This is a genomic window from Streptococcus shenyangsis (assembly GCF_006385785.1).
Taxonomy (GTDB): domain Bacteria; phylum Bacillota; class Bacilli; order Lactobacillales; family Streptococcaceae; genus Streptococcus; species Streptococcus shenyangsis.
Genome location: NZ_VFSH01000012.1, coordinates 1 through 11,671, shown reverse-complemented (window position 1 = coordinate 11,671; position 11,671 = coordinate 1). Strand labels below are relative to the sequence as shown.

Here is an 11,671-nt window from a genome sequence, read left to right as displayed (position 1 = left end):
GTCTATTATAACATAAATGGGCGACTGTTTTCAAGTAATGAACGCGCTTTTCAATCACTCTAGAGGTACTTGCTCGCTTCTTTGATACTAAGGTCAGCCATTCTTTCCTTGTTTTTCTCAATGAAGCCTGCTACCCAAGTTGGATTGGTTTTGGAGTAGTCTCTTAGAGCCCAGCCAATGGCTTTATTGAGAAAGAATTCTGTTTGGTTCAAATTATGAAGCAGAATCTTTTCCATTAATTGAACATTGGTCTTCTCTTTTCTTAACAACTGGTGGTCAATAGCGACCCGTCTCAGCCAGATATTATCTGATAGGCTCCATTTTAAGATTATTTCTTCTAGTTCAGGGTGGTCATACACCAAACTCCCTACTACTCGATCTAGGATATCCACCGTATCCCACCAAGATTTGGTAACAACCAACTGCTCTAGCTTAGGCAAATCGCTGTCCTTTAGATAAGACTGCATAGCTTTCAAATAATTGGCCGCCACATACTGGTATTCTCTAAACTCTTTTTCCCAGCAAGTATCTACAAAATTCCAGTCGATAATCTTTGTTTTTTTCGCTTTTGGAAAGTATTTTTTATAGAGTGCATTTCTTTCAGGAGCCGCAATACCTAGGAAGAAAAATTGATGGCGCATATAGGATTCCATGGGCCCTGCCTTTTTTGAATTTTTTGCTGCTTCTAGCTCAACAAGTAAATCTGTTAGACTCATCTAAAACTCCTCATGCCCTACCAAATGATGCTGAAAGGCATAGACTGCAGCCTGGGTGCGATCACTGACCTCAAGCTTGGCTAGGATATTGGACACGTGGGTCTTGACCGTCTTGAGAGAGATAAAAAGTTCGTCTGCGATACGCTGATTTTCGTAGCCCTTGGCGATGAGTTGAAGAACATCTCGCTCACGCGCAGTCAAGTCCTCATGTAGTTCTATGTGATTGCGGTGGTATTCGACCTTCTTGCTGACCTCTTGCTCAATAGCCAACTCGCCAACAGCCACCTTACGGACGGCATGAAGTAATTCGTCAGCACTAGAAGTCTTAAGCATATAACCTTTAGCCCCAGCATTCAATACTGGCATGATTTTTTCATTGTCCAAATAAGAGCTCACAATCAAAATCTTGGCTTCAGGCCATTCTTTGAGGATAGCCAAGGTCGCATCAATCCCATTCATTTCAGGCATGACAATATCCATGACAATGACATCCGGACGCAGTTCCAAGGCCAAGTCAATACCTTGAGACCCGTTGGACGCCTCACCCACAACTTCTACATCGTCTTGGAGATTAAAGTAGCTTTTCAAGCCCAATCGGACCATTTCATGGTCATCTACTAGTAAAATTTTCATCTTTCCTCCTTTATCATTCCTTATCGAGCAGGGGAATACGGATATCAACCGCCAGCCCTTGCTTGGGAGCTGTTAATAACTGAACCGTCCCTGCCATATCTTCAACCCGCTCCTTGATATTGCGTAGTCCATAACTCAAGTCGTCTAAACTCCCCAGTTGGAACCCAATCCCATTGTCCACCACCTTCAGTTGCAATTCAAAATCTGTCTGATAGAGATAGACGTCCAGACAAGATGCCTGGGCATGTCGTAGGGTATTGCTGATTAACTCTTGCAGGATACGGAAGATATGTTCCTCGATTTTCTTAGGCAATTTCGTCACATTTTGCTTGAGACTAACCTTAAGATCACTCTTGTCCTCAAGCTCTTTTAAGAGGATTTGGATTCCCTCAACCAGACTCTTCTGCTCCAACTCAACCGGCCGCAAATGCAAGAGCAAGACCCGCAAATCCTTCTGGGCTGTTTCTAAAATAGCTGTGACACTCTGCAACTGGGTCTGCATCTTTTCTCTATCCAATTTCAAAGCCTGCTGACTGATACCTGACAAAATCATGTGGGCTGCAAACAACTCCTGACTGACTGTATCGTGCAAATCCCGAGCAATCCGCTTCCGTTCCTTCTCGATAATTTCCTCTTCCTGAGCAAGACTGTGATTTTCAGCCTTTTGAAGAGCTTCTGTCAAAAGGTTAAGTTTACCTGACAAGGACTTGAAACTGGCATCCAAATCTGGATCTGCAAGCTGAACCACTTCTTGCCCTGCCAATAAACGCTTGAGATTAGCCTGCATTTTTCTTAGAGAAAGCTCTTCAATACCTCGCCAAAATAAGGCTAAGAGACAGGTCATGGACATGCTGAATACCAGCAACAAAAAGACAAATTTTTCTATTTTTTCGACATCGTGCAGGAAAATAGACCAGTCAAAATCAAGAATTTCCAATAAGCTGTGAGAGAAAAATAAGACAAACAGAAAGGAGGTAATGGCAATGATTACATAGGCTTGTTTTTTCATCCTCTAACCACCTCAACATCTCCAATCATAGTGGTCAAGAAAATCTTGACACTCTTGTTACTCTTAAGGTAGTCTCTTGTTTCTTGATGATAGTGTTCATTTCGGAGGGCTCGCTTGGGCTGATTGAAAAAAGTCAAATCACCATAGAGACAGTTAACGCTGAGACTGACTTCCACATCTACAGGTACGATGATTTTGGTCGTTCCTACCATCTTTCTGAGGATAATGACATTGTCATGATTGGTTAGGATGACCCTCTCCAGATGAATAGTATCCTTGCCCATGAGACGAAAGAGATTGATATCATCAAACTGGCAAGTCTGGTAGCTTGAAAAATGATGGAGATTTCCAAACCAACGATTTTTCTCCTTCTTAACCATCACCACCTCTTCAAAAACCAAATTTGTCTGCTCTTTTTCCTGGTTCATCATCGGATAAAGAAGAAAGAGGCTATAGATGACTGCAACAAAAATAGCTAGAATCACAAAAGGATTGAGCATGACGATGAAAAAGAAGAGAATGGTTGCCACCACTAAAAGAAGATTATTGCCCTCTTTACCAGTGTAATAGCGAATTAAAAGCAAAAAGAGGAATAAAATCAGCAGAAAACGCGAAAAATGCTCTGATACCATCAAAATCAGAGCTCCTGTCAACAGACAGGTTTCGATAAATAAAAAGATTTTAAATTTTCTCATAGGTGCATCCTCTCCTTCTATTTTATCACAATTCAAAAAAGTCACCTCGGTCTGAAGATGGAAAAAAAGGCGGTGGTTACGCCTTTTTCATCTGATCCTTTGCTTCTTTTAATTTTCCATAAAGAAGATAGTCTACTTTTTGCAGATCTGCTATGGTTGTACAATTAAGGGCACACATGATGAGTCGTAAATCATCTTTCCAGCCTTGGACAATATCAATCACTTCTTCGACTGAATAGGTTTCAATCAATTCCAGAATTGTTCGAGACAGTCCTACAGCCTTAGCCCCAAAGACCAAGCACTTAATCATATCCAGCGGATTGCGAACACCTCCACTAACCAAGAGTTCAACCTTGTCTTTCCAGCCTTGGGCATTGAGAAGGGCTTGCATGGTAGACTGACCCCATTGATTGAGGTAATCACGCTGGCCACTGCGACGGTTTTCGATATAGGCAAAGCTGGTACCACCACGACCTGATAGATCGACGGTACGAACACCTAGTTCATAGGCTCTCTCGATTGTATTGGTATCCATTCCAAAGCCCACTTCCTTTAGGACAATAGGAACAGGAATTTGCTTGCTATAATCTGCTAGATGCAATTGCCAGCTTCTGAACCTTCTTTCTCCCTCAGGCATAAGCAATTCCTGCATGACATTGACATGCACTTGCAAGAGAACAGGATGCATCTCTTCTACAGTCTGAAGGCCTAACTCGACAGGCTTGTCTAATCCAATATTGGTTCCAAGAAGGAGATTTGGATGATCATACTTGACAGAAAAAGAGGCATCTGCTGGATCTTTGAGGGCTGCGCTATAAGAACCCGTTACAAATAAAATACCACAGGCTTCCGCCACCTGAGCCAGCTTTTGATTGATTTCTCTTCCCTTATCGCTTCCACCCGTCATAGCATTGATATAAAAAGGAAAATCCCATTTTCGACCAGCAAATTCTGTCGAAAGATCGATTTCATCCAGGTCATAGAGTGGTAGCGAAGAATGTATTAACTCGACCTCATCAAAGCTATTATAGGAACTTTTCTGCTCAAGGGCATAGCGGATGTGCTCGTCCTTACGATTTGTCGTCATGTCCTATCCTTTCTTGGTATAAGAGCTCAATCCCCAGATCGGCCCAGCGATTTTTTAAGGTTTCAGTTGAGTGCGCATCAAAACTCAAGGCAATACCACAGTCACCACCACCAGCGCCACTACTCTTGGCAACAGCCTGCAAATTTTGACTGGCTTCTTTTAGTTGTCTAAGCGAAGGCGTGTAAATATCTACGCTCAAGCCTTCTAAGAGCTTGCTGGCTACTTCTACTTGCTCGATAATTTTTTCTGATTCCCCATGCTCCAAGGCTTCTACCAAAGCAGCCACCGTTTCTTTTGAGGAATTTAAAAAATTCTGATTGATATTTTGCTTGATTTGCTGGACCATGTGACTCGATACAGCCACTTCCTTGGTCCATCCCACTAGAAAATCACATTCTAGGGCTGGTTGCACTTGTGAAATTGAAAATCCCCAATCACGCTCTAAAACTGTCGACAAATTTTCTTCTTCCAACCAAGCAGCCACCTTTTGGCGATCAAATGACTGGTAGAGAACCAAATCCTCTGCCACAATACAGGCAAGGTCTCCCATAGAACCATTGTCTCCGCGCTTGAGCAAGACCGCGCTAGCCAGCTTGAACAAGAGCTCCTGATCAACCGAAAGATTATATAGAGCTAGCAGAGCCTTGATGACCAAAACAACGACGCTACCGCTAGAACCCAGACCAAACTTTTTCCCTTCTCGTTCCATTTTTCCACGAATTTCTAGAGAAAAAGGTCTTAAAGTTTGACCTCGATAAGTCAGGAAATCTTCCACTAAAGCAATCGTTTCTTGAATCAAGCTATAGTCAGAATTTGGTGTCAAATCCACTGCAAAATCAAACATATCTGAGTAGATACGGTAACTATCAGAAAAATCAATCTCCCCCTTCATATAGATGGGGATGGCCTTTATCAAAGATAACTGCCCTGGCTCTAAAATAGCATATTCACCTGCCCAATAGAGTTTTCCGCAAGTTTTAACAGCAATCATCTTGGCTCAAATCCTTTGTTTTTGACACAATCAAGCGATAACGCTGACTGAAGATTTCTGATAAATGCTCCAAGTCTTTCTCTTGACAGAGGACTTTGACATTGGGACCAGCATCCATAGTAAAGTAGCAGGCTTCCCCTTGCTCACGGAGCTGGCGGACAAAGTCCATGGCCTCATAAGAGGCATCCGTCAGATAAGAAAAGGCTGGTGATGCTGTTTTGGTCGTAGCATGCATAGCCAGGGCATTTTTCTCCGTTAACTCCCCAACCTTGGCAAAGTCATTTTCCTTGAGATAAACCAGCATATCCTGATAGTCTTTCTCAGACTGACGGACCCAGTCATCAAAGGTCGTCGATGTTTCCACACAAAGTTTCATCCCATCACGACTAGAGATTGGTTTTTTCTTGTCCTCTAGCACCAACATAATCATAGCTAGTTTCAAGTCTGTCTCTACAGGATAAATTTCCCCACTATCCTTATCCCAGGCACCGAGTGGTCCATAAAAACTCCGAGAGGATGATCCTGAGGCAAACTTAGCCTCCTGTGCCAACTGACTTCTATCCAATCCAAGCTTGAAATAAGCATTACAAGCTTTGACCAGGGCGGACAAACCACTAGAACTTGAGGACAGACCCGCCGCGGTAGGCATATTGTTTTGAGTCTCGATACGAACAAAGCCTTCACCCTCTGGACGGTAACGATCAATAATCTTACTCATCTTGGCATGCTCCGCCTTATTTTGTAACTGGCCATTGATATAAAATGCATCAGCCGTCGCATCCGTCGGTAAAGGCGACAAGGTCGTCTCCGTGTACATATTTTCCAAAGTCAGAGAGATACTACTAGTAGCAGGCACCATCTCTTTTTCTTTTTTCTTTCCCCAATATTTGATAATAGCAATATTTGCGTAGGAACGTACTGTTACAGGCTCTCTATCCATGTCTGAACAGCTCCTTTCTCTTCTAATCTTTCTGCTAGTTCTTGAGCTTGTGTTAAATCGGCTGCCAAGGCTATGATACAGCCACCTAGCCCACCACCGCTCATCTTGGCACCTAGAGCACCATGGCTAAGAGCCGTTTCAACCAAAGAATCTGACTCAGGACTACTGACACCAATTTCTTTTAAATGTAAATGCGCTTGACTAAGGATTTGTCCCAATCCTTCAGTATCTTTTTGTGAAATCGCATCCTCTGCCTGCTGGGTCAATTCTCCCAAGGCATGCAAAAACGGTAGGGCATCCTTGCCCTTGTTTTGAACCACTTGAATAGCTTCACGAGTATGACCATAAACGCCCGTATCGGCAATTACCAAATAGGCAGATAAATCCATCTCAAGCTCTGTAAATCCTACGTTCTTGATAAAGCGAATAGGCTGGTCACTGAGACAGGTCTTAGCATCCAAACCACTTGGATTCATATGGGCAATCATCTCAGCCCGATTGACCAAGATTTCTAGTACATCATGAGGCAGATCAGCACCATAATAGTCAAATACCGCACGAATGGCCGCTATGCTGATAGCCGCTGACGAACCCATTCCCCGTTTTTCAGGGATAGCCGAGTCAATCTCACAGCGAATGCAGGCTTCTGTGATATCCAAATACTCTAGCGAAGCATAAACTGCCATGGACAAGGTATCCTCCTCATAGAGGCGCCAAGGACTTTCAGCAGGAACCACCTTACAAGTCACCTCCACCTCCAAAAGAGGTAAGGAAATAGCAGGATAACCATAAACGACCGCATGCTCCCCTATTAAAATAATCTTACTATGCGCCTGACCGACACCAAGTTTTTTTGTCATATTTTCCTTTTACTAGACGAATAAGCCGTCCCATTTTTCATACAAGTATTTATTCTTTCCTATCTATTTTATTATATTTTCACAAAAAAAGCGATTGTTTCCTTTACAATCGCTTCTTTCATTATTGAATCCATTCGCCATTATAATTGACAGAATAGCCATCTACGGTCGTATTCACTGCCAAAGCACCTGAGCTATAAGCATAGTACCATTTGCCATTGACCTGGAACCAACCAGTCTTCATATCTCCATTACTTGCATTTAGGTAGTACCAAGTTGAACCATCTTTATACCAACCAATTGCCATAGCTCCTGATGAACGGAGGTAGTACCACTTGTTACCAAGATATTGCCAACCAGTTTGCATAATGCCAGTTTCTGGGTCTAGGTAATACCACGGAGCAGGTTTGCTTCTATCAATGCCAAAAGTAACATGGAAATCTTGAGTCCAACCCTTAGCAACTTCACCAATTGGTAGTGGATTGTAAGAATCATCGCCAAAATTTCCTAGCTTATTTAAATAATACCAATTGCCGTCTTCATAAGTCCAACCTGTCTTTACAGCATAATGATTATCAAAATAATAAGTTCTCTTTTCAGCAGATAAAGGATATTGTTCACCGTATACTTTTCCTGTATTTTCAGACGTTTTTGCCTCTAGTACTTGTTTATCTGTTTGTTCTAGCAAAGCTCCATCTGAGCTAAAATAATACCATTTTTGTTGGAGTCCAATTTCATTAATTGGTTGGTTATCTAATAAATTATCACGATAACCTGTTCCAGGAATTTCTAAGTATTGCCATCCAACTACCATTTCTCCTTTATCACCAAAATAGTAAGTTTTACCGTCTATTTTATGCCAATAGATTGCTTTATGATCATCTTTTACATAATATTTTCTATTATCCTTATCAACAAATTGGCCACCTGTGGTATCCGCAAATACAGTATTAGTAGCTAGCAAACCAAAGAAAAATGCTGTTAGTCCAACTTGCATAGTTTTTTTTAAAAGTTTCATTTATATGTCCTCCAATATTAAATCCACTCACCAGATGAAGCAAAGTTATAAACTTTACCATCGATAGTTTGACTACCTGTAACCATTGCTCCATTTGAATTGAGATAATACCAGTTTCCATTTACTTTTGTCCAACCTGTCTTCATATCTCCATTACTTGCATTTAGGTAGTACCAAGTTGAACCATCTTTCACCCAACCAGTTGCCATGGCTCCTGATGAACGGAGATAGTACCACTTGTTACCAAGATATTGCCAGCCTGTTTTCATATCGCCATTTTCAGCATCTAAATAGTACCAAGTTGAGCCTTCCTGATACCAGCCAGTTGTCATAGCTCCTGATGAACGGAGGTAGTACCACTTATTGCCAAGTTGTTCCCAACCAGTTTGCATGATACCAGTTTCTGGATCTAGATAGTACCAAGCTGAACCATCGTTTATCCAACCTGCACGTCTTTCACCACCAATATAGTTTTCTCCATTAATTTCTGTTTTAGCTAGATAATACCAATTAGACTGGTCATAAAGCCAACCTGTCTCTAAAGAATGATTTTGATTAAAGTAATAGTTCGTGTAAAAACTCTTCTCTTCTTTATCTTCCGGATTTGTACGTTTTTCACCATACTTTCTTCCAACGCTGTCTTTAGTTTTAACCTCTAATGCTTCCCAACCAACAAACTCTTGTAGCACTCCATTTTTGTCAAAGTAGTACCATTCTGGCATTGGGGAACCTTCTAATCTTATACCATTAGGGTAAGGACCAATTGTACTACCTTTAGATGGAAACGGAATATATTGCCAGCCGACCACCATCTCTCCAGATAAAGGATCAAAATAATAATACTTCCCATCAATCACTCGCCAGTAGGTTTCTTTGAGTTCCCCCTTCTTGTAGTAGGTTCTACCATTTTCTTGGACAAATTGCCAACCTTCTGAATCAGCATCATCCGCCGATACTGCACTTGTCGCTAGCAAACCGAAGAAAAAGACTGCCAATGCAATTTGCATCAATTTTTTTATTATTTTCATTAGACGTATCCTCCTGCAAGAATTATAGTAAAAATTAAATTGTATGTCAATATGACGGCCTTAAAATCATATAATAACGAAACATATTAAAAATTGAAACAGTAGTAGTACACTTTGGCTTTGAAAATATTTTTAGAAATTATAGTATATTGAAACTATAATAGTACACCATGACTCCTAAAATATATCATATTGAATCTAGAATACTACATTGTGCATACTAAAATATTCCTAGAAATTAATTTGAATTTCCTAATCTATTTCTTCACATCTTATTTCACTCCACTATATTATGACGCGCTTACAGTCAGCCTTCAACTTCCTGAAATGCAAAAATCCCCTAGCAGACTTTCCTGCTAGGGGATTTTCTTATGAGAGGTACTTATTTAAGCTTTGAAAATCGGACTTATCATCTGATAATTATCAAATAATCTACCAATTAAGCTTCTTCGTCTTCTTTACGACGACGGCCTGCAAGACCAAGACCAAGTAATGCACTTGCGGCTGCTGCTACCATAGCTACAGTAGAATCTGCTGTACCAGTATTTGGCAACTCTTTCGCTCCTGCTTTCTTAGCTGGTGTTGTTGCATGTGAACCTTGTTCAGCAGATGTAACTGCTTTATCAGCTGGTGCTACTGCATGTGAACCTTGTTCAGCAGATGTAACTGCTTTATCAGCTGGGATTACTGCTGTTGTACCATCTGGGAAGGTTACTGTTGTTGTACCATCTTTACCTACTTTAACATCTGTTGCTGTTGGGTTTGATTTCTTAACTGCTTCTGCTACTTTAGCTTTTTCAGCGTCTGTCAAGTTGCTTGGATCTGTAACTTGTGTTACTGATGGATCTTTAACACCATCTGCATCCTTAGACTTATCATCTGCTTTATTAGCTGGGATTACTGCTGTTGTACCATCTTTACCTACGTTAACATCTGTTGCTGTTGGATTAGATTTCTTAACTGCCTTATCTGCTGGGATTACTACTGTTGTGCCATCTGGGTAAGTAACAGTTGTTGTGCCATCTTTGCCAACTTTAACATCTGTTACTGTTGGGTTTGATTTCTTAACTTCGTCTGCTACCTTAGCTTTTTCTGCTTCAGTCAAGTTGCTTGGATCTACAACTGGTGTTACCGCTGGATCCTTAACTGCGTTATCTGATGATTTCTTAACTGTATCACCTGATGGAATAACGGCTGTGCTGCCATCTGGGAAGGTTACTGTTGTTGTGCCATCTTTGCCAACTTTAACATCTGTTACTGTTGGGTTTGATTTCTTAACTTCGTCTGCTACCTTAGCTTTTTCTGCTTCAGTCAAGTTGCTTGGATCTACAACTGGTGTTACCGCTGGATCCTTAACTGCGTTATCTGATGATTTCTTAACTGTATCACCTGATGGAATAACGGCTGTGCTGCCATCTGGGAAGGTTACTGTTGTTGTGCCATCTTTGCCAACTTTAACATCTGTTACTGTTGGGTTTGATTTCTTAACTTCATCTGCTACCTTAGCTTTTTCTGCTTCAGTCAAGTTGCTTGGATCTACAACTGGTGTTACCGCTGGATCCTTAACTGCGTTATCTGATGATTTCTTAACTGCATCACCTGATGGAATAACAGCTGTGCTGCCATCTGGGAAGGTTACTGTTGTTGTACCATCTTTACCAACTTTAACATCTGTTACTGTTGGGTTTGATTTCTTAACTTCGTCTGCTACCTTAGCTTTTTCTGCTTCAGTCAAGTTGCTTGGATCTACAACTGGTGTTACCGCTGGATCCTTAACTGCGTTATCTGATGATTTCTTAACTGCATCACCTGATGGAATAACGGCTGTGCTGCCATCTGGGAAGGTTACTGTTGTTGTACCATCTTTACCAACTTTAACATCTGTTACTGTTGGGTTTGATTTCTTAACTTCGTCTGCTACCTGAGCTTTTTCTGCTTCAGTCAAGTTGCTTGGATCTACAACTGGTGTTACCGCTGGTTTAGCTGGAGCTTTTGTATCCTTAGTTGCGGTTGCTGGAGCACTTGGTTCTGATACATTGCCTGCTGGATCTGTTGCTTTCGCTGTTACGTCTCCTGCTGGAAGCTCTTTCGTTGGTGTGATTGTAGCTTTTCCGTTTTCGTCCGCTACGCCTTCACCAAGCTTGTGACCATCTTTGTCGAACAACTCAACTTTAGATCCTGGTTCTGCTGTCACTTCAACTGGTGTCTTAGTTCCTGCTTTATCTGTTAGATCTGTCTTAACTTCTGGTTTAGCTGGAGCTTTTGTATCCTTAGTTGCGGTTGCTGGAACACTTGGTTCTGATACATTGCCTGCTGGATCTGTTGCTTTCGCTGTTACGTCTCCTGCTGGAAGCTCTTTCGTTGGTGTGATTGTAGCTTTTCCGTTTTCGTCCGCTACGCCTTCACCAAGCTTGTGACCATCTTTGTCGAACAACTCAACTTTAGATCCTGGTTCTGCTGTCACTTCAACTGGTGTCTTAGTTCCTGCTTTATCTGTTAGATCTGTCTTAACTTCTGGTTTAGCTGGAGCTTTTGTATCCTTAGTTGCGGTTGCTGGAACACTTGGTTCTGATACATTGCCTGCTGGATCTGTTGCTTTCGCTGTTACGTCTCCTGCTGGAAGCTCTTTCGTTGGTGTGATTGTAGCTTTTCCGTTTTCGTCCGCTACGCCTTCACCAAGCTTATTACCGTCTT

11 protein-coding genes are annotated in these 11,671 nt (G+C 41.6%); all 11 read right to left on the bottom strand.

All coding sequences use genetic code 11. From position 1 onward, the window contains the following. Window positions 1-59: 59 nt before the first annotated feature. Window positions 60-716: a DNA alkylation repair protein gene (locus tag FJR77_RS08330; protein ID WP_140834349.1), complete on the bottom strand. Its 657-nt coding sequence runs from the start codon at window positions 714-716 to the stop codon at window positions 60-62. Continuing rightward, entirely contained in the window at window positions 717-1,349 is a 633-nt protein-coding gene (locus FJR77_RS08325; RefSeq protein ID WP_140834347.1) for a response regulator transcription factor, read from the bottom strand. A gap of 13 nt (window positions 1,350-1,362) precedes the next feature. Beyond that, the gene (locus FJR77_RS08320; RefSeq protein WP_140834346.1) at window positions 1,363-2,358 is read right to left on the bottom strand and encodes an envelope stress sensor histidine kinase LiaS; all 996 of its coding nucleotides are present in this window, start codon (window positions 2,356-2,358) and stop codon (window positions 1,363-1,365) included. Further along, on the bottom strand, window positions 2,355-3,053 hold the full coding sequence (liaF, locus tag FJR77_RS08315; RefSeq protein WP_140834344.1) for a cell wall-active antibiotics response protein LiaF: 699 nt from the start codon (window positions 3,051-3,053) through the stop codon (window positions 2,355-2,357). The genes FJR77_RS08320 and liaF overlap by 4 nt, the downstream gene beginning before the upstream one ends. A 76-nt stretch (window positions 3,054-3,129) precedes the next feature. Continuing rightward, entirely contained in the window at window positions 3,130-4,140 is a 1,011-nt protein-coding gene (gene fni, locus FJR77_RS08310) for a type 2 isopentenyl-diphosphate Delta-isomerase (RefSeq protein ID WP_140834342.1), read from the bottom strand. Further along, a complete protein-coding gene (locus FJR77_RS08305; RefSeq protein WP_140834340.1) occupies window positions 4,124-5,131 on the bottom strand; it encodes a phosphomevalonate kinase in 1,008 nt (335 codons plus the stop codon). Before FJR77_RS08305 ends, fni begins: the two co-directional genes overlap by 17 nt. Continuing rightward, the gene (gene mvaD / locus FJR77_RS08300; protein ID WP_140834338.1) at window positions 5,118-6,071 is read right to left on the bottom strand and encodes a diphosphomevalonate decarboxylase; all 954 of its coding nucleotides are present in this window, start codon (window positions 6,069-6,071) and stop codon (window positions 5,118-5,120) included. Before mvaD ends, FJR77_RS08305 begins: the two co-directional genes overlap by 14 nt. Further along, window positions 6,053-6,931 (bottom strand): mevalonate kinase, encoded by an 879-nt coding sequence (mvk, locus tag FJR77_RS08295; protein ID WP_140834336.1) that lies wholly within the window; start codon window positions 6,929-6,931, stop codon window positions 6,053-6,055. Before mvk ends, mvaD begins: the two co-directional genes overlap by 19 nt. 121 nt (window positions 6,932-7,052) lie before the next feature. Further along, on the bottom strand, window positions 7,053-7,949 hold the full coding sequence (locus FJR77_RS08290; protein WP_140834334.1) for a choline-binding protein CbpC: 897 nt from the start codon (window positions 7,947-7,949) through the stop codon (window positions 7,053-7,055). Between the two features lie 17 nt (window positions 7,950-7,966). Continuing rightward, window positions 7,967-8,977 (bottom strand): choline-binding protein CbpJ, encoded by a 1,011-nt coding sequence (gene cbpJ / locus FJR77_RS08285; RefSeq protein WP_140834332.1) that lies wholly within the window; start codon window positions 8,975-8,977, stop codon window positions 7,967-7,969. Window positions 8,978-9,416: 439 nt separating this feature from the next. Then, the coding region (locus FJR77_RS08280) for an Ig-like domain-containing protein (RefSeq protein ID WP_140860112.1) at window positions 9,417-11,671 on the bottom strand (2,255 nt) is incomplete at its 5' end.